The organism is Halobacillus salinarum (assembly GCF_022919095.1).
Taxonomy (GTDB): Bacteria; Bacillota; Bacilli; order Bacillales; family Halobacillaceae; genus Halobacillus_B; species Halobacillus_B salinarum.
The window spans coordinates 1,580,499-1,599,326 of sequence record NZ_CP095073.1 but is presented as its reverse complement, the minus strand read 5'-3'; the positions used below and the strand labels follow the sequence as shown (position 1 = coordinate 1,599,326).

At 42.5% G+C, this 18,828-nt stretch carries 21 protein-coding genes, 1 tRNA gene and 1 pseudogene; 2 read left to right on the top strand and 21 right to left on the bottom strand.

Features of this window, described 5'->3' with window-relative positions; translation table 11 throughout:
- Nucleotides 1-29: 29 nt before the first annotated feature.
- The gene (gene ytzI / locus MUN89_RS08100) at nucleotides 30-194 is read left to right on the top strand and encodes a YtzI protein (protein WP_244712769.1); all 165 of its coding nucleotides are present in this window, start codon (nucleotides 30-32) and stop codon (nucleotides 192-194) included.
- A gap of 8 nt (nucleotides 195-202) precedes the next feature.
- On the opposite strand, the gene MUN89_RS08095 is transcribed toward ytzI, so the two are convergent.
- From MUN89_RS08095 to MUN89_RS08045, 11 genes and pseudogenes are all read right to left on the bottom strand, one after another.
- Entirely contained in the window at nucleotides 203-799 is a 597-nt protein-coding gene (locus MUN89_RS08095; protein WP_244712767.1) for a nitroreductase family protein, read from the bottom strand.
- A 17-nt stretch (nucleotides 800-816) separates the two neighbouring features.
- Complete coding sequence (locus MUN89_RS08090) at nucleotides 817-1,401, bottom strand: YdcF family protein (protein ID WP_244712765.1); 585 nt, start codon at nucleotides 1,399-1,401, stop codon at nucleotides 817-819.
- A 91-nt stretch (nucleotides 1,402-1,492) separates the two neighbouring features.
- Nucleotides 1,493-2,779, bottom strand: coding sequence for a phosphopyruvate hydratase (eno, locus tag MUN89_RS08085; RefSeq protein WP_244712764.1), 1,287 nt, complete (start codon nucleotides 2,777-2,779; stop codon nucleotides 1,493-1,495).
- 16 nt (nucleotides 2,780-2,795) lie between these two features.
- Nucleotides 2,796-4,331, bottom strand: a complete 1,536-nt coding sequence (gene gpmI, locus MUN89_RS08080; protein ID WP_244712763.1) for a 2,3-bisphosphoglycerate-independent phosphoglycerate mutase — start codon at nucleotides 4,329-4,331, stop codon at nucleotides 2,796-2,798.
- Nucleotides 4,324-5,085 carry a triose-phosphate isomerase gene (gene tpiA / locus MUN89_RS08075; protein ID WP_244712762.1) on the bottom strand — a complete coding sequence of 254 codons (762 nt, stop codon included), beginning with the start codon at nucleotides 5,083-5,085 and terminating at the stop codon, nucleotides 4,324-4,326. Before tpiA ends, gpmI begins: the two co-directional genes overlap by 8 nt.
- A 21-nt stretch (nucleotides 5,086-5,106) precedes the next feature.
- Nucleotides 5,107-6,288 (bottom strand): phosphoglycerate kinase, encoded by a 1,182-nt coding sequence (locus MUN89_RS08070; protein ID WP_244712761.1) that lies wholly within the window; start codon nucleotides 6,286-6,288, stop codon nucleotides 5,107-5,109.
- A gap of 169 nt (nucleotides 6,289-6,457) precedes the next feature.
- Entirely contained in the window at nucleotides 6,458-7,465 is a 1,008-nt protein-coding gene (gene gap, locus MUN89_RS08065; protein WP_244712760.1) for a type I glyceraldehyde-3-phosphate dehydrogenase, read from the bottom strand.
- 31 nt (nucleotides 7,466-7,496) lie between these two features.
- Nucleotides 7,497-8,527 (bottom strand): annotated as a pseudogene (locus tag MUN89_RS08060) (sugar-binding transcriptional regulator).
- A 145-nt stretch (nucleotides 8,528-8,672) separates the two neighbouring features.
- Nucleotides 8,673-8,906 carry a glutaredoxin family protein gene (locus MUN89_RS08055; protein ID WP_244712759.1) on the bottom strand — a complete coding sequence of 78 codons (234 nt, stop codon included), beginning with the start codon at nucleotides 8,904-8,906 and terminating at the stop codon, nucleotides 8,673-8,675.
- 53 nt (nucleotides 8,907-8,959) lie between these two features.
- The gene (locus MUN89_RS08050) at nucleotides 8,960-9,109 is read right to left on the bottom strand and encodes a hypothetical protein (protein ID WP_244712758.1); all 150 of its coding nucleotides are present in this window, start codon (nucleotides 9,107-9,109) and stop codon (nucleotides 8,960-8,962) included.
- Between the two features lie 490 nt (nucleotides 9,110-9,599).
- A tRNA-Arg gene (locus MUN89_RS08045) sits at nucleotides 9,600-9,675 on the bottom strand.
- Nucleotides 9,676-9,932: 257 nt separating this feature from the next.
- On the opposite strand from MUN89_RS08045, the gene clpP reads away from it, so the two are divergent.
- The gene (gene clpP, locus MUN89_RS08040) at nucleotides 9,933-10,517 is read left to right on the top strand and encodes an ATP-dependent Clp endopeptidase proteolytic subunit ClpP (protein WP_244712757.1); all 585 of its coding nucleotides are present in this window, start codon (nucleotides 9,933-9,935) and stop codon (nucleotides 10,515-10,517) included.
- A 93-nt stretch (nucleotides 10,518-10,610) separates the two neighbouring features.
- Here clpP and MUN89_RS08035 read toward each other — a convergent pair whose 3' ends face one another.
- The 10 genes from MUN89_RS08035 to hisA all read right to left on the bottom strand — a co-directional run bounded on the left by MUN89_RS08035 (nucleotide 10,611) and on the right by hisA (nucleotide 18,823).
- Nucleotides 10,611-10,865, bottom strand: coding sequence for an HPr family phosphocarrier protein (locus tag MUN89_RS08035; protein ID WP_244712756.1), 255 nt, complete (start codon nucleotides 10,863-10,865; stop codon nucleotides 10,611-10,613).
- Between the two features lie 125 nt (nucleotides 10,866-10,990).
- Complete coding sequence (gene whiA / locus MUN89_RS08030; protein WP_244712755.1) at nucleotides 10,991-11,941, bottom strand: DNA-binding protein WhiA; 951 nt, start codon at nucleotides 11,939-11,941, stop codon at nucleotides 10,991-10,993.
- Between the two features lie 25 nt (nucleotides 11,942-11,966).
- Nucleotides 11,967-12,920, bottom strand: a complete 954-nt coding sequence (locus MUN89_RS08025; protein WP_244712754.1) for a gluconeogenesis factor YvcK family protein — start codon at nucleotides 12,918-12,920, stop codon at nucleotides 11,967-11,969.
- On the bottom strand, nucleotides 12,921-13,814 hold the full coding sequence (rapZ, locus tag MUN89_RS08020) for an RNase adapter RapZ (RefSeq protein ID WP_244712753.1): 894 nt from the start codon (nucleotides 13,812-13,814) through the stop codon (nucleotides 12,921-12,923).
- Between the two features lie 16 nt (nucleotides 13,815-13,830).
- A complete protein-coding gene (locus MUN89_RS08015; RefSeq protein ID WP_244713639.1) occupies nucleotides 13,831-14,298 on the bottom strand; it encodes an NUDIX domain-containing protein in 468 nt (155 codons plus the stop codon).
- Between the two features lie 234 nt (nucleotides 14,299-14,532).
- A complete protein-coding gene (gene trxB / locus MUN89_RS08010) occupies nucleotides 14,533-15,483 on the bottom strand; it encodes a thioredoxin-disulfide reductase (protein ID WP_244712752.1) in 951 nt (316 codons plus the stop codon).
- Nucleotides 15,484-15,600: 117 nt separating this feature from the next.
- Nucleotides 15,601-16,617 carry a tetratricopeptide repeat protein gene (locus MUN89_RS08005; RefSeq protein ID WP_244712751.1) on the bottom strand — a complete coding sequence of 339 codons (1,017 nt, stop codon included), beginning with the start codon at nucleotides 16,615-16,617 and terminating at the stop codon, nucleotides 15,601-15,603.
- A 96-nt stretch (nucleotides 16,618-16,713) separates the two neighbouring features.
- Complete coding sequence (gene hisIE, locus MUN89_RS08000; protein WP_244712750.1) at nucleotides 16,714-17,337, bottom strand: bifunctional phosphoribosyl-AMP cyclohydrolase/phosphoribosyl-ATP diphosphatase HisIE; 624 nt, start codon at nucleotides 17,335-17,337, stop codon at nucleotides 16,714-16,716.
- On the bottom strand, nucleotides 17,334-18,092 hold the full coding sequence (hisF, locus tag MUN89_RS07995) for an imidazole glycerol phosphate synthase subunit HisF (RefSeq protein ID WP_244712749.1): 759 nt from the start codon (nucleotides 18,090-18,092) through the stop codon (nucleotides 17,334-17,336). The genes hisIE and hisF overlap by 4 nt, the downstream gene beginning before the upstream one ends.
- Complete coding sequence (hisA, locus tag MUN89_RS07990; RefSeq protein WP_244712748.1) at nucleotides 18,092-18,823, bottom strand: 1-(5-phosphoribosyl)-5-[(5-phosphoribosylamino)methylideneamino]imidazole-4-carboxamide isomerase; 732 nt, start codon at nucleotides 18,821-18,823, stop codon at nucleotides 18,092-18,094. Before hisA ends, hisF begins: the two co-directional genes overlap by 1 nt.
- Nucleotides 18,824-18,828: the final 5 nt, after the last annotated feature.

Below are 18,828 nucleotides of genomic sequence, written 5' to 3'. Positions count from 1 at the left end.
AAGACTGCTGAAAGAAAGTAGGTGGACCATTGCCTTTAGTCTTACTGCTTATTATATGTATTGTGATTGTACTGATTATCGCAGCTGCTTTTGGATTTGCCGTATCCAAAGGCTATGAATATAAGCACACTGTCGATCCGCTTCCTGACGAAACTCTAGATGATAATGAAAACAACCAAAAAGCTGACACGTAAATTCCGTGTCAGCTTTTTTCTTTAAACCTATTATTAACAAACTTCATTTTTTCTGTTATCGAACTCCGCTTCTTCGCAGCAGGTACTTGATTAGGAAACCCCATCTGCAAAACAGCTACAGGCTTATAGCGGTTGAAATCAATCCCTAAGCCTTCGGCAAACCATTCATCATTCAAGTAAGGACTTGTCGTCCACAGCATCCCTACTCCCATTTCCCAAGCGCCTAGCTGAGCATTCTGAATAAACGCACACACCGCTGCATAATCTTCTTCAAACTTATGAGGATCCTGCTCTCTTTCCATAAAGATCAACGCATGGTGAGGAATAGACACAAGAAAGTTACGGATGCCCTCGATCATTTTCTGCTTTTTCCCATCGTTATAAGCCGCGAAGAAACCAGCCCTCTCATAACTCTCTATCACAAGATCAGCATAGTCCTTCTTTCCATCCTCTTGAAAAATTCGGATGTTCCATGGTTCCTTCATCCGATGGTTTGGCGCCCAGGAAGCGGTTGAAAAGATTTCCGTCAGCATTTCTTCACTGACTTTTTCACTTTTAAAATCATGGATGGACCGCCGATTTTTTATTCCTTGTCTAAGGTTCATTTTATCTCACCTGTTTCTTAACGGAAAAATTGCATTACCTGATATCCCATAAAATAGCCCCATTCTTTAAAAAAGAAAGGCAGTTTTGTATCTCTTGTCTTGTAGGCAGAATACTTAGTCGGAATTCCCGTCACATTTTTCATATCTGCGTTCTGTGCTAAAGCGACGGCACGTTTAAGATGGTACCGGTCACTGACAAGTAAATACGATTGGATTGAATTTTTCTCCGCAACTTCTTTCGCATTTCTAAGATTTGTTTCCGTCTTTAAAGAGCGGTCTTCATATAGAATGGCTTTGTCAGGAACTCCGTGATCCATCGCATATTGTTTTCCTACCGCTGCTTCTGAAGACGCTGCATCTTGACTGGATCCACCGGTAAAAATTAAATAGTTCACTTTATCTTCTTTGTATAATTCAATGGCTTCTTTTAGCCGGCCTTCAAATACCGGACTCGGTCGTCCGTTCCATTGAGCAGCTCCTAATACGATTGCTGCATCTGCTTTTTTTACGTGTTTATTGCTGCCATATGTCCATATGCTGATGCCTGTATAGGCGATATAAGCTAAAATGGCAAGAAAGACAAATAATATGATTTTTTTCATTACTGTAAGTTCTCCTACTTTAAAGTGTCCTTCCCCATCATATCATAGAAAAAAGCCTCCCTGTCATAGGGAGGCTTAAATTACACATTTTTTACTTGTTCAAGTTGTAAAAAGAAGTTTCACCAGCGTACACGGCGGTATCAAGCAGCTGATCTTCAATACGAAGCAGCTGATTGTACTTCGCCACACGGTCCGTACGGGAAGGAGCACCTGTCTTAATTTGACCTGCATTAGCAGCAACAGCGATATCGGCAATGGTAGCATCCTCAGTCTCTCCTGAGCGGTGGGAAATGACGGCTGTATAACCTGCACGCTTCGCCATTTCAATCGCTTCAAATGTCTCTGTAAGTGTTCCGATTTGGTTCACTTTAATAAGGATTGAATTACCAACGCCTTCTTCAATTGCCCGGGCAAGCTTCGTCGTATTTGTCACAAATAAGTCGTCGCCTACAAGCTGTACTTTATCGCCGATGCGGTCGGTAAGAAGTTTTGTACCCTTCCAGTCATTTTCATCCAGACCGTCCTCGATAGAAACGATTGGATATTTATTAACAAGCTCTTCATACCAATCCACCATTTCTTCAGAAGTGCGGACAACGCCTTCTCCTTTAAGGTTGTATTTTCCATCTTCATAAATTTCAGAGGAAGCAACATCCATGGCAAGTTTAACTTGCTCACCTGGCTTATAGCCAGCTTCTTCAATGGCCTCAATGATGGTTGAAAGGGCTTCTTCGTTTGATTGAAGGTTTGGAGCGAAGCCGCCTTCATCACCTACACCAGTATTATAGCCTTTAGATTTTAGAACTTTCTTTAAGGAGTGGAAAATCTCTGCACCCATACGCAGAGCTTCCTTAAACGTTGGTGCGCCTACAGGCATAATCATAAATTCCTGGATATCTACATTATTATCCGCATGCTCGCCGCCATTTAAAATGTTCATCATTGGTGTCGGAAGCGTAGCAGCTGTAAAACCTCCGAGGTATTTGTAAAGAGGCTGGCCAACCATGTCAGCTGCTGCATGGGCAACGGCCATAGACACTCCAAGAATGGCATTGGCACCAAGATTGCCTTTGTTTTCAGTACCATCAAGCTCCATCATCATTTTATCGATGATGACTTGCTGAGTTACATCCATACCTAACAATTTTGGAGCGATGATTTCGTTAACGTTTTCCACAGCTTTTAATACACCTTTGCCTAGATAACGTTGTTGATCACCGTCACGCAGTTCTACAGCTTCATACTCTCCTGTAGAAGCTCCGCTGGGTACAAGAGCTGTACCAAAAGCGCCTGACTCTGTATATACTTCTACCTCAACGGTTGGATTGCCGCGTGAATCTAATACTTCACGGGCGTAAACATCTGTAATATATGGCATGCTAAATCTCTCCCTTTTATTTAATGATTGATTTTCCTGTCATTTCTTCCGGCTGATCTACGTGAAGCAACTCTAACAGCGTTGGCGAAAGATCGCCTAATATTCCATCTTCACGCAGTTCCTCGCCTTCTCTCGTTACGATGACTGGAACCGGATTTGTCGTATGAGCCGTCATCGGCTTTCCTTCCGGTGTTATGACTTCATCGGAGTTTCCGTGGTCAGCTGTAATGATGGCATTACCGCCTTTTTCCAAAATCTTATCAACGATTTTGCCTAAGCATTCATCTACTGCTTCCACTGCTTTAATCGTCGGTTCAAGCTTACCGGAATGGCCGACCATATCCGGATTTGCGAAATTCAGGATAATCGCGTTGTGTTTATCTGCATCTAATTCTTTTAATAATGCGTCGGTAACTTCATAAGCACTCATTTCGGGCTTAAGGTCGTAGGTAGCTACTTTTGGAGAATCGATGAGGATGCGCTCCTCTCCATCAAATTTCTCCTCTCGTCCACCACTCATAAAGAAGGTCACGTGCGGATATTTTTCCGTTTCCGCAATGCGAAGCTGCTTCATTTGGTTGTTAGCGAGTACTTCCCCCACTGTATTCTTAAGATCATTCGGAGGAAATGCGACTTTACTCTGAACTGTTTCACTATACTGGGTCATACCAACAAAATAAATATTTTTCGGCGCTGCAGGCCCGCGGTCAAAATCATTAAAATCATCATTTGCAAACGTACGTGAAAGCTGGATAGCACGGTCCGGCCGGAAGTTAAAGAAGATGACAGAATCTTCATCATTCATCTTCGCCACGGGCTCCCCATTTTCCTTTGTCACTACAAAAGGAACGACAAACTCATCATAAACTTCTTCTTTATAGGAGGCTTCCACTGCTTCCAGTGGGTCTTTATAAGCAGGTCCTTCCCCATAAGCAATCGCATCGTAAGCTTTTTTCACACGTTCCCAGCGATTGTCACGGTCCATGGCATAGTACCTGCCTGAAATTGTAGCAAATTGTCCCACCTGCAGTTCATCCATTTTCTGCTGTACTTGCTGAATAAACGTTTTTGCTGTTTGGGGACCTACATCGCGTCCATCTAAAAATCCGTGGACATAGACTTCTTTCAAGCCGTACTGTTCTGCCAGCTCCAGGGTAGCAAACAGATGGTTAACGTGACTGTGGATTCCACCATTGGAAATCAATCCAAAGACGTGTAAAGCCTTCTCGTTTTCCTTAGCATGGCGAACGGCCTTAAGGAGTTCTTCATTTTTAAAGAAATCCCGCTCCCGTATCGCTAAGTTGATACGCGTTAAGCTTTGATAAACAATACGGCCAGCGCCGATATTTAAATGACCGACTTCTGAATTTCCCATTTGCCCTTCCGGAAGGCCGACAGCTTCTCCACAAGCTGTCAGTTGGGAATGGGGGAACTTATTCCAATACCGGTCAAAATTTGGAGTATTCGCTTGTTTGACAGCATTGCCTTTTTCTTCGTCACGAAGTGCAAAACCATCAAGAATAATCAGTGCAGCTAAGTTCTTGTTACTCATGCTTACCTGCCTCCACAAGTTTTAGGAATGAAGCAGCTTCAAGGCTCGCACCGCCAACTAATGCCCCATCGATATCAGACTGGGAAAGAAGCTCATCTACATTAGCAGGCTTTACACTGCCACCATACTGAATCCGGACAGCTTCCGCGACATCTCCATTGTATTTCTCTTGAAGTGCTTTACGAATGTGTGTGCACACTTCGTTGGCTTGTTCTGCACTTGCTGTACGACCTGTTCCAATCGCCCAGATTGGTTCATAAGCAATGATGACCTTAGAAGCCTGCTGCTGATTTAAGCCTTCCAGGGCTTCCTTAACCTGACCTTCTACATGTTCCATAGTCTTGTTCGCTTCACGCTGCTCTAACGTTTCTCCTACACAAACAATTGGAGTCAATCCATGTTCAAAAGCCGCATGCACCTTTTTATTTACTTCTTCATCTGTCTCTTTAAAAATTTCACGGCGCTCTGAGTGGCCGATTACGACATAGGTTACTCCTAGTTCTTTGAGCATTACTGGACTTACTTCACCTGTAAACGCACCTTTTTCTTCATAGTGCATGTTTTGGGCACCAATTTCCAAAGGAGTATCCTTTGTTACTTCTACAAGTTTTTGAAGAAAAGGGAATGGAGCACAGATAACAGATTCCACTTGTTCAGCTGCTGGGAGGTCATTTTTTACCGTTTGAGCGAAATCTTCAGCTTCCGTGTGGGTTTTATTCATTTTCCAGTTTCCTGCTATGACTTGCTTACGCATATTGCCATCACCTCTCCTTATTTATTTATCATTGAGTAGAGCTACGCCGGGAAGTTCTTTACCTTCCATGAATTCCAAGGAAGCTCCGCCTCCTGTAGATACATGATCCATATCATCAGCGTAGCCGAATTTTTCAACAGCTGCTGCAGAATCCCCGCCGCCGATCACGGAGTAACCTTTTGTTTCCGCAAGAGCGTGGGCTACGGCTTTTGTTCCGTTGGCAAAAGTCTCAAGTTCAAAAACGCCCATTGGCCCATTCCAAATAATGAGTTTGGAATCTTTAATAACTTGAGCGTATTTCTCTCTCGTTTTCGGACCGATATCCAGCGCTTCCCAGTCTTCAGGAATACTGTCAATTGCCACTTCCTTTGTATTAGCGGAATCTGAGAAATCGTCAGCGACAATTACATCCTCCGGCATGATAAAGTCCACGCCTTTATTTTCAGCCTTTTTCATATACTCTTTAGCTAAATCAATCTTATCTTCTTCTAATAAAGACTTACCTACTTCATGTCCCTGGGCTTTGACGAAAGTATAAGCTAATCCGCCACCAATAATGAGATGGTCTACTTTATCAATAAGGTTGTCGATTACACCAATTTTATCTTTTACCTTCGCTCCGCCAATAATCGCTGTAAACGGACGTTCTGGATTGGACAAAGCCTGTCCCAGAACATTGATTTCTTTTTCCATTAAGAAGCCAGCTACTGCAGGAAGATGTTCTGCTACACCTGCAGTGGAAGCATGCGCACGATGGGCGGCCCCAAACGCATCATTAACGTAAAGATCTGCCATATTCGCAAAAGCCTTGGCTAATTCAGGATCATTCTTTTCTTCGCCAGGGTTAAAGCGGACATTTTCAATCAAGAGAATATCGCCGTTTTCCATTTCAGAAATGGCCTTGTTCACTTCGTCTCCGTATACTTCATCTGTTTTTGTTACAAGCTGCCCCAGCAGATCGCTTAAGCGCCTCGCTACTGGATCCAGGCGGAGTTCTTTTACAACTTCGCCTTTAGGACGCCCCAGATGACTTGCGAGAATGACTTTGGCTCCATTTCCTGCGAGATGTTTAATCGTAGGAAGAGCAGCCTTAATCCTTGTATCATCCGTTACTTCGCCATCGCTCATTGGCACGTTAAAATCTACACGGCAAAAAACTGTCTGCCCGTTCACTTCGACATCACGAATGGTCTTCTTATTCATGAATTGACAACCTCCTCAATTTATGATCAGGATGACTCCTACCATTATGTAGGTTTCCACAATCTATTTTAACAGAAACGCTTTTAAGTAGAGAGCGGGAAAACATGGAGAAAGGAGGAGGACCTGAGACCTCCTCCTTTACCTATTGCTTTCTATACTTATTCGTCTATTACAAGCCTTGCTTTTTCAAGAATGCTGCAAGATCAACACAACGATTGGAATAACCAGTTTCGTTGTCGTACCAGGAAACAACTTTAACCATATTGTTTTCAAGGGTAATGGTAGAAAGAGCATCAATGATAGAAGAATTCGTATTTCCGTTATAATCAGAAGAAACTAAAGGCTCGTCGCTGTAGGCAAGAATTCCTTTCAGGCTTCCTTCTGCTTCTGCTTTTAATGCTTCGTTTACTTCATCAGCTGTCACATCTTTGTCAAGCTCAGCCACAAAGTCAACAATTGATACGTTGGCAGTTGGTACTCGCATAGCCATACCGCTTAGCTTTCCTTCAAGTTCAGGAAGAACTTTGGCTACAGCTTGAGCGGCCCCTGTTGTTGTTGGAATAATGTTTTGAGCAGCAGCTCTCGCACGACGGTAATCTTTGTGCGGTAAGTCAAGAATCTGCTGGTCGTTTGTATAAGAGTGCACGGTAGTCATCATGCCGCGTTTCAAACCGAACTTGTCGTTAAGAACTTTTGCATAAGGAGCAAGGCAGTTTGTTGTACAAGATGCGTTAGAAATAACATGGTGACTGTCTTTATCATATTGATCTTCGTTAACGCCCATTACGACCGTAAGATCTTCCTGCTTAGCTGGCGCTGAGATTATTACTTTCTTCGCACCTGCGTCCAAGTGTTTTTTCGCATCTTCACGCTGAGTGAAACGTCCAGTAGATTCGATAACAACTTCTACTCCAAGGTCTCCCCAGCCAAGCTGTGCTGGATCTTTTTCAGATAGAACTTTCACTTCTTTTCCACCGACAACCAGGTTGTCACCATTTACAGTAACTTCCTCATCCAGACGGCCATGAACAGAGTCATGCTGAAGTAAGTGAGCTAACATGTTTGCATCAGTTAAGTCGTTTACTGCGACTACTTCGACCTCATCATTTTTTAAAGCAGCACGGTATACATTACGTCCAATACGTCCGAAACCGTTAATTCCAATTCTTACTGTCATGCTAAATTCCTCCTTGGATTAAATGCAAAATTTATTTAAAGGGAAGATCCCTTATTAACTCTTGGGCAGCGCCCTCATCTGTAATGAGCACGTTGCTTTTTCCAGGCTGGAAATAAGATGCTATGGCCTGGGCTTTAGAACGACCGCCAGCTACGGCAATTACCTGACTGGTGTTTTGCAAGTCCTCTAACTGCAGTCCGACCGTACGCACCTTATAGACAATCTCCCTTGAGAATTAAAATAATAACCAAAGGCCTCCCCTACAGCGCTGCTGTCTTTTATCATCTTCAGCTGATCTGCTGGAGTTCGCCGCCGTTCAGCCATGGTAATGGCATCCCCTACCCCATGTATGACAATATCCGCATTCCGGATAATCTCAAGTACTTCTTTAATCGAGGGTTCTTCGATGATTGTCTGATAGGCTTCTTCGCTTAAAGGGTCAGGTACATAAAGCAAGCGATAGTCACCTCTTGCTTTTTTGGCCATTTCTGCGCAAATCGTGTTCGCCTGATTTTCTACTCTCTCCCCCAGCCCTCCTCGAGCCGGAACGAAAAGGCAATTGTTAGCTTCTTGAAGCGGGGGCATCATTTCCGCTACGGCTGCCATCGTCGTGCCGCCAGTGATGGCAAGCACTTCACCAGGAGTTATCCTTTGTTTCAAATAATCGACACATGCTTTTCCCATCTCTTGTTTTACCCAATGAAGTTCATCACTATCCCCTGGAACGACAACTACGTAGTCTAGGTTTAATTTATCCTTAATTTGCTGCTCTAAAACCTTGACTCCAGTGACTTCTTTAATAAACTCGGCAAGCTGTTCGAGAATGCTTTGGCCTTCAAAGGTTAAGCTCATGCCTATAGATGTGATCTCGACTGCTCCTTGTTTGTTAAGGAAATCCACCTCGGTGCGAACCGTACGTTCAGCCAATTCCATGTTTTCAGAGAGAGTTCTTCGCCCTACGGGCTGCATCAACTGAATATAATGCAGCAGCTGGTAACGCCGCTGGATAACTTCCAGCACATCAGGGAATAACTTTTTTTGAAGGTCGATTAAAGCTCTCATGGAAAAGCCCCTTTAATGGTTAATAGCTGGGATAACATTGTCCCGGCAAGCCGTATTTTGTCCCACTTAGTACAAAAAAATACCCTTTTCACCATTAATAGTACCAGTGACAATAACCAGGCGCAAGCTAAAAACCTTCAATTTTTCATTGTAAACGCTCTCTTAATAACTCCAGAGAAATGGCAGGATACTGGAGTTCTTGATCACCGATGATCACTACTGGAATTTCCAGCATATATTGGTTCAATAAGGCCTCATCATTCTCGATATTTACCTCTTGTACCTTTACATTCTTTTCGAGCTCCAGAATAGATAACAAAGCCCGAACTTCCTCGCAAAGATGGCAGCCTTCTCTACTCATTAAATATACCGTCTGCACGGAATCCCTCCTGCAACCTCTTTTCATTCCATCTTACCAAAAAAAGAGACACGCTAAGAAGCGTGTCCTGTATGATCATAAAAACCGTGGTCAATTTTTAATTTTCGTTTTTGTAAGAACTCTGAGAGTTCCTCACCTGCGTAATTGTCAGGTGTCCTTTTTAATGATTCGTAATTAAATGATAGTTTTTGTTGCTCCTGCATATCAAATACGTGAATTCGCCTATCTTCAGAAATTTTTTCCGTCGACAACATTTTGTAACGGATAATATTTGTCATAATAACCCCATTTCTATTCCAATGAGCAGAAACAGCAGTTTCATCTCTACAAAATCCAGCATAACATAAATAAATAAATTAAAAAACTACATTACCATAACAAAACTATTAAGAAATAGCTTGTATAATAAATGTAGAGTTAATGTGTAATTTATATGTAAGTTATAAGACAGGTAATCAGGTGAGTTCACTCACATCACCAAACGTTATTCTTAAATAATAAACAACTTCTTTAAATTACCATAACATAAATATTACTACTTTTTAAGGGGAACGCTGTCGAATGAAATTTCTCCTTTTAATCTTAGAGGAACAAACCCGCTGTTTTAGAAAAACTCCCAGGGAAAACCTTTTCCATTATTAACAAAAAAAGACTTCTGCAGCTTATTACAGCAACAGAAGTCTTATAGATTAGCGCGCCCGAGAGGATTCGAACCTCCGACTGACGTAGAACCGGAATCTACCGCTCTATCCAACTGAGCTACGGGCGCAAAGCGACATGCAATATTCATTATACGAACAACAATAAAAAAACGCAAGGATTCCTCAGAAAGAATTTATAAATTTTCTTATTTCCTTTTCCTGAGTCTCAGGAAATCATTTTCACACGTTTATTCCATTTTATTTGGGGAAAGATGGTAGAAGAATAAAGAGAGAGAAAGGCATTCATTTTGTTTGACCTTTACTGACCTTAATTGTATGATAAAAACATAATCTTAATGTTCTGATCAAAAAGGAGGAAATTAAATTGAATTTAGTGCCTACAGTTATTGAACAAACGAACCGCGGGGAGCGCGCTTATGACATTTATTCCCGCTTATTAAAAGATCGAATCATCATGCTCGGCAGTGCGATTGACGATAACGTCTCCAATTCTATCGTTGCCCAGCTCTTGTTCTTAGCAGCCGATGATCCTGAGAAAGATATCTCTCTTTACATCAATTCACCAGGCGGATCCATCACATCCGGAATGGCCATTTATGATACGATGCAGTTTATTAAACCAAATGTTTCTACCATCTGCACAGGCATGGCTGCATCTATGGGGGCTTTCCTTCTAAATGCAGGAGAGAAAGGAAAACGATATGCCCTTCCTAATAGTGAAGTCATGATTCACCAGCCATTAGGTGGAACTCAGGGTCAAGCTACAGACATTGAAATTCACGCGAAACGAATTTTGAAAATGCGCGAGAAGTTAAACAAAATTCTTTCTGAACGCACCGGTCAGCCTATTGAAGTCATTGAACGTGACACAGACCGCGATAACTTTATGTCTGCAGAGGAAGCCGTAGAATATGGCTTAATCGATAAGGTTATGGAGAAAACCCAATAAAAATATAGTTATAAAAAGCGTTGCGCTTAACTGCCGCAACGCTTTTTCATTGTTTTTAAAGGACTTTATGTTCGTTATTTCACAAAGAATGCCTCAATTTTTTAAAATAAACGACGTTAATTCCTCTAATGCTTTTTCTTCATCATTTCCATCGGCAATGAGAAGGATTTCTTCTCCGTGTCCAATTGCCAGGCTCATTAATCCCATAATGCTTTTTGCATTTACTCGCTTTTCATCTTTTTCTATAAAAATATCAGCGGAAAATAAATTTGCCTGCTGTACGAATTGAGCAGCCGGCCTTGCTTGCAGTCCCGTATCCAATTCTACCTTAAGCTCGCGTTCGATCAATGTACAATTCTCCTCTCTCCAACGTCATAAAACGTTTCCAAAATTTGTACGAAAAAACGCTCTCGTTTGAAAGCGTTTTAGAATTGATATCATTATAGCATGAATAAGAGAAGAATACATTAGTTTTAACTGTTTTCAATGATTTCTCCTCTACGAACTTTATCAGCAAATTCGTCAATTTTCCTCAAACGATGATTAATGCCGGACTTGCTGATCCTTCCCCCAGAAACAAGTTCCCCCAGTTCCTTAAGAGAAACTTCCTGATGCTGCAGCCGCAGTGAAGCAATCTCCTGGAGTTTATCAGGGAGGGCTTCTAGTCCTACAGTTCGTTTAATAAACTTAATGTTCTCTACTTGTCGAAAGGCGGCCCCTATCGTCTTATTCAAGTTCGCTGTTTCACAATTTACGAGACGATTCACGGAATTCCGCATATCCCGCACGATTCGCACATCTTCAAATTTAAATAAAGCTTGATGAGCACCTATGTTACTAATTAATTCTGTTATTTTGTCAGCCTCTTTTAAATAGGTAATGAACCCTTTCTTTCTTTCCAAGGTGCGTGCATTCAACCCAAAGCTGTTCATGAGCTTACACAACGCTTCGTTGTGTTCCTCGTCACTAGAATAGATTTCTAAGTGATAAGAAGAGGTTTCCGGGTTGTTAACAGACCCACCAGCTAAAAAAGCTCCACGTAAATACGCACGCTTACAGCTCGTATCCTGCAAATACTTCTCAGGTATATTCGGGTTAATGGAAAGCGGGCCGTTCAAGATCTCTAAGTCCCTTAAGACTTTTTCTGCGTTTTCCTTTAAGCGGACGATGTATACGTTATTTTTCTTTAAACGCATTTTCTTTCGTACGAGCAGTTCTACTGGATAAGGGTAAAGCTTTTTAATAAGCATATAAATTCTTCTGGCAATCGCTGCGTTTTCTGTCTGCACATCCAGCACATATTCCCTGTTAGAAAATGAGAACGTTCCATTCATGCGTACCAGAGCAGCCAGCTCAGATTCTAAACAGAAATTCTCTGCTTCTACGTTCGTTAGTTCTTTTTTTATCTCTGATGCAAAGGACATGAACCTCCACCTCCTCGTCAGCTCTCTAAATCATGGAATAAAGCAAATGAGAGAGCTTAGTAGTATCATGTCTCAGCATGGATTGGCTCTGATCAATGATATCTTCTTCAATAATCTGCAGTCCCATGCCTTTAATCCGTTCCATATCATAAACAACTGGTTCTGCATTCTCTTCAGCATAAACCTTTCGTACCGATTGATCTATTGGTGCATTATGAACAATGACAGAATGAATGCACCCTTTTCCGATGTGATCAAACAGTGCCTGCACGTGATCAGCAGCTGTGTATCCGGCAGTCTCCCCTTCCTGGGTCATCACATTGCATACGTACGTGACTTTGGCCTTCGTCTCTCGTAAAGCTTGCCCAATTTCAGGTATGATTATGTTCGGGAGAATACTCGTGTAGAGACTTCCGGGGGCGATGACAATCAAATCAGCATCTTTTACAGCTTGAATTGCTTCAGGCAATGGATTGATCGGAGCAGGGCTGACAAACACGCGCTTAATACGCTTATTCTGCATGGGAATGCTCGATTCTCCAGTCACGATCGTTCCATCTTCCATTTCCGCATGCAGACTCATTGAATGATTAGCAATCGGATAGATATGCCCTTTCACATTTAACACACGTGAGATTTCTTTAATCCCGTGATAAAAATCCCCTGTCATGGAAGCCATTGCAGCTAACAGAAGATTCCCCATTGAGTGCCCGGTTAACCCGTTTCCATTTGTAAACCGATGCTGAAACAAGTCGAGAAGCATCGGTTCTGCTTCCGATAAGGCAGCAATTACATTCCGAATGTCGCCAGGAGCAGGAATTTCTAATTCCTTACGCAGTCTTCCTGAGCTTCCCCCATCATCAGCAACGGTAACGATCGCTGACAGCTCGATTGGAAAGTACTTTAAACCGCGCAAGAGGACCGGCATCCCAGTCCCCCCTCCGATCACAACCACTCGTGGTTCTGTTGGATTTGTCATTTAGGATAAACCCTTTCTTTTGTCTATGTCTCTATGCGTGACGTGAGTTACAAAATCACTTGAGAAATACTCACTTAAATACTCCGCGATCGCTACAGATCTGTGCTGTCCTCCTGTACATCCTATTCCTACAACCAATTGGCTCTTCCCTTCCCGTTTGTATTGAGGAAGCATGAATTGAAGAAGATCTTTTAATTTTTCTAAGAACTTCTGCGTGTCCGACCATTTAAATACGTAGGAGGAAACCTCAGAGTTCAATCCTGTCAGCGGGCGCATGTGATCGACGTAGTGCGGGTTAGGTAAAAATCGAACGTCAAACATAAGATCTGCATCAATCGGCACTCCGTATTTAAAGCCAAAGGAGACCATTTGGACAGAAAATACCTGCTGCTCTTGAGCCCGGTATCTTTCTAAAATAATTTCTCTTAACTCCTTTGGTTTTAGACTAGTCGTATTGACTAATGTTTGTGCGCGTCCTTTTAATTCTTCGAGCATTTTTCGCTCTCTGCGAATTCCTTCCAAGGGCAGGCCATCCTTCGCTAACGGATGGGACCTTCTCGTCTCTTTATAACGGGATACAAGAGCCTGATCTTCTGCATCTAAAAAGAGAATATGCTCTTGCAGCCAGTCCTCTTTCCCAAGCCTGTCCAAAGCATCAAAGAGCGACTCGAAAAACTCCCGTCCCCGTAAGTCCATAACTAAAGCAACGTTTTGAATATTATTTGTGGAATCTTTCATTAATTCGAGAAATTTAGGAAGAAGGGCGGGAGGAAGATTATCGACACAAAAAAAACCGAGATCTTCAAAACTTTGAACGGCAACCGTCTTTCCGGCTCCAGACATCCCAGTGATGATTACTAGTTGAGTATTTTTTGTTTTATCAGCCGTGGTCATCGTAAATCGCTCCTTGTTATTCTGGACGGGATGGATCAAGGTCCTGATCAATTAGTTTAAAGTCCGTGGTATAAATAAAGGTTCCATATACTTGTTCGTCATGCTTGAGAATATGTTCAAAAATATACCGATCGCCCTCCGCCATTGGCTTAGTTAATACATCGCTTACAGGCACCCATTCCAATTGTCCTTCTTCACTTTCTTCCAGCAATTCTCCTGTATAACTCGTCGTGTAAAACGTAAACATCATCCATTCCTGCTTCGTTACTTCCTGGTCACGCATAATGAAAGTAAAGGATCCTTTAAGTTCTGGATTATGAATGGTTAGTCCGGTTTCTTCTTTGAATTCCCTGACTACGGCATCTTTAATGTTTTCTCCGGCTTCCATCTTTCCGCCTGGAGCCACATACCAGCCACGTCTTGGCTTTTTTAACAGGAGTATTTGATCGTTAACTCGCAAGATACAGTTCGATACACGCTGCATGTGCGTCACCTCATTTTCTCTCTCGAGGGCATCTTTAATCATTATACAATGAATATTCTATTCGCTACAATATTATGATTTTCCAGATGTTTATCTTCACAAAAAAAATGCACAGGTGATAGCACCTGTGCTTAATAGAGATCTATCTATTAAAAGGGGGTCAATTAATCACTTACATTGTACCCTATAAATGTTTCACACGTGTTACAACACGGTTAAATTGAAATTACTTTTTTAATTTACAGCTTTTAATTCTTCGAGAAGATTTTCAATATAATGCTGAGCGGATTGAGCTGCTATACTTCCATCTCCAGTAGCCGTAACGATTTGACGAAGTTCTTTTTCACGGATATCTCCTGCTGCAAAAATACCCGGTACCTTTGTTTCCATCCGTTCATCCGTTTCGATATATCCTTGATCATTAGTGATCCCAAGACTTTTAAATGGCTCACTAAGCGGAATCATTCCGATATAAATAAACGTTCCATCTGCAGTAAATTCATATTCCTTGTTCGTTTTTTGATTATGAAGGGTCACACTGCCAACCTTGCCGTCTTTTTCATTGATGGTCTTTACAACCGTATCCCAAATAAAGTCAATCTTTTCATTGTCAAACGCCCGGTCCTGAAGGATTTTTTGGGCACGAAGCTCATCGCGGCGGTGCACGATGGTTACTTTATTTGCAAAGCGGGTTAAATAAACTCCTTCTTCAACGGCGGAATCTCCCCCACCTACAACAACAAGTTCTTTGTCACGGAAGAAAGCTCCGTCACAGACGGCACAATAAGAGACTCCACGTCCACCCAATTCTTTCTCTCCAGAAACGCCGAGTTCTTTATATTGAGCTCCCGTGGTAATGATCACTGCTCGTGTTTTATATTCTTTCTTTCCTGCGATTACGGTTTTGTATTCTTTTCCATCGATTACTTCTTTAATATCTCCGTAAGCATATTCAGCACCAAATTTTTTTGCATGTTCAAACATTTTATTGGAAAGATCAGGTCCTAAAATACTTTCATATCCAGGATAGTTTTCAACATCTTCTGTATTCGCCATCTGACCGCCAGGTACTCCTCGTTCTATCATCAACGTATCGAGGTTAGCACGGGAAGTGTAGACAGCTGCTGTCATGCCTGCTGGACCTGCACCTGCGATAATCACATCATAAACGCGCTCATCCGTCATCGAACATCAACTCCTTGTGAATCCAATTGTATCAATTTTTATGCCTTCCTTATCATAGTAAATCTTAGTACCATCGTCCATTAATGTGCTTCATTGAACAAGGCAGTCCTTTTAACCCTACTTATCGCTCCATGGCCCGTCTTCTTCGCCCAGCTTCGGAAAAGAGTGACATCCTTTTTCCCAGAGCTGAAGAGCTTTTGAAGGGTTGCCGGTGTGGTATAAAGCAATGCTGTACCACTTGTAATAGACACGCCGCTGAATCACCTGCTTTTGGTCGAGGATACGGAATCGTTCGACCGCTTCCTCATAATGCCCAGCGCGAGACAACGTTTCAGCTACGGCGAGCTTCTGCTGTTCGTGCATAGGAAAAACATTAAAGAGGACGTTGACATGGATCTCTGCTTTCTCAGGAAAACCTTGCTCTAAATAAAAACCAGCTAAATTGACGTGGCTATGAATATTAGTATGATTCTTCTTCAGCCATTGTTTCTCTAATTCAATTGCTCCATGCTTATCTCCACTATGAAACAAGGCATAAGCATATTTATGCTTGGCCAGCAAGAACTCAGGAAAATGCTGCATCATTTCTTCCAACACGGATAGTGCCTGGTCCCAATGCTCGTGTTCCAAATGGTAAAACGCCGTCTCCTGGTACACAAGCAAGTCGTCTTCATCTTCAAATGCCCAATCATCATCTTCTAAAGACTCATCGTCCAAGCTATCCAGCATCTCCAGTAGTTGTTTAGCAGCTTCATCAAACTCTCCATCGCCGGATTGCTCAAGATAGGTTTCTACATATTTTTTTGCATCGTTCAACAAACCAAGATGAGCATAATTATTAGCCATGAGGTAATAGCAATCCACATATTCTTTTCCAAATTTAGCCAAGACCTCAGTTAACAATTGGTTGGCAGCATGATAAGAGCCAACTTCCGTATAGATTACGGAAAGCTGGCATGGATACAATGGTTCATCAGGATCAGCTTCAATAGCTTTATTCAGCCATTTAACAGCAGCTTTAAATCGGCGCTTTTGAAAAGCCTGGATGCCATGTGAAAAATAAAAATTCGCTGTCGGCATAAATGGGATGACATTTTTATTTTCTTTTACTGCTGAGCTGTTTGATGTCGTCATGACGCTCCCCCTATTACGTTTCAAATCTCACTAATTAAGCAGTATAACATAATCTTGCTCTATGAAATAGGAGGAATTTAAGAGTTTTTGTCGAAATTATTGGTGCCGTTCTTGAAGTACGTCCAGTACCCGGTCAAATGGAACATCACGTTCTGTTAGTAATAGCAGCAAGTGAAAGAGTAGATCGGCAGACTCCATAGACATTTCTTCGGCGTCATTGTTTTTTGCGGCAATAATTACTTCACCCGCTTCTTCACCAATTTTCTTGGCAATTCTGTCTACTCCTTCCTGAAACAGCTTGGACGTATAGGAATCTTCAGGCAGCGCTGCCTTTCGTTCAGCTAACACGTGAAGCAGCTCGTCTAAAATAGCAAATCGGTCAGGCTTCAAGTCCGTGGTTTGGTCAGTAATCGATTTGTAGAAGCAGCTGTAGCTTCCTGTATGGCAGGCCGGCCCAGATGGTATCACTTGGATTAACAGCGCATCCTGGTCGCAATCAAAATGAAGGCTTACCACCTTCTGGGTGTTTCCCGATGTTTCTCCTTTATGCCATAACTCTTGGCGTGAACGGCTGTAAAAGACCGTTTCCTTTAATTCCAACGTCTTTTCCAATGCTTCCTTATTCATATAAGCAAGCGTAAGCACTGCCTTTGATCTTGCATCTTGTACGACAGCGGGTACCAGCCCGCGTTCATCAAATGAGACTTCACTTATATTCATCGAACAACAACCCCTTTACTCTTTAAATACTCTTTAACGTTAGCAACAGATGTTTCTTTATAATGGAAAATGGAAGCAGCCAGTGCGGCATCAGCATTCACTTCCGTGAATACATCATAAAAGTGTTCTGCCGCCCCGGCACCCCCGGAAGCGATCACTGGTACAGAAACAACTTCTTGGATGGCTCTTAGTAAGGGCAAATCAAATCCAGTCTTTTCTCCATCCTTGTTCATCGATGTAAGCAGGATCTCTCCTGCTCCAAGCTTAACTGCTTCCTTTGCCCATTCAACCGCCAGCCAGTCCGTCGGAGTGCGGCCACCATGTGTATAGACCCGCCACGTTCCCGCTTCTACATCGTACCGGGCATCTATTGCCACTACGATGCACTGGCTGCCAAAATAATCCGCACCTTCTGTAATCAGTTCCGGGCGCTTCACAGCGGCCGAATTCAGTGATACTTTATCGGCTCCGTTTCGGAGGGTTTCTTTCATATCCTCAAGCGTACGAATACCGCCGCCAACGGTAAAAGGGATCGCTAATTCGGAAGCAACAGCCCGTACGACATCGATCATCGTTTTCTTCCCTTCATGGGTTGCCGAAATATCGAGAAAGACTAACTCATCTGCTCCTTGCTCATCATATACCTTGGCAAGTTCCACGGGATCGCCCGCATCTCTTATTTCAACAAATTGAATTCCTTTGACGACTCTGCCTTCTTTCACATCAAGGCATGGAATAATCCTTTTTGACAGCATTATTCCACCTCCAGCTTCAAAGCATCTTCGAGTTTAAATTGTTTTGTATAGATCGCTTTTCCAACAATACTACCAATGACGTTCTGATCCTGATATTTTTTTAGCTTCCGTAAATCTTCAAGCTCTTTAATACCTCCAGAAGCGATTACATTTGTTGCCGTCTTATCAGCTAGAGTCACGATTTCTTCCAAATTAGGACCAGAGAGCATACCATCTTTAGCAATGTCTGTATAGATAAATGTCTGAGCTCCAGCCTCAGCTAATTCCCGGCCTAAGTCAACAGCTTTAACTTCAGAGCTTTCCAGCCATCCTTGTGTAGCGACGTAACCATCCCTCGCATCCAATCCAATAGCAATCCGTTCACCAAATTCCTGAACAAGCTGTTTGGTCAGTCCGAGATTTCTGACGGCGAGTGACCCGATAATTACGCGATCGACACCTTGATCTAAGTAATAACGGACATCATTTTCAGACCGAATTCCGCCGCCAATTTGTACTTTGCATGGCAGTTCATTAGCTACCCTGATGACATGCTCACCATTTTGTTCAGCCCCGGCTTTTGCTCCATCTAAGTCCACCATATGGACCCATGAAGCTCCGGCTTCAGCAAATTCTTTTGCCGTTTCAAATGGATTGTCTCCATACACTGTCTGTTTGTCAAAATCCCCTTGTTCCAGACGCACACACTTGCCATCCTTCATATCTATTGCTGGATAAATAGTAAATGTCATAACAA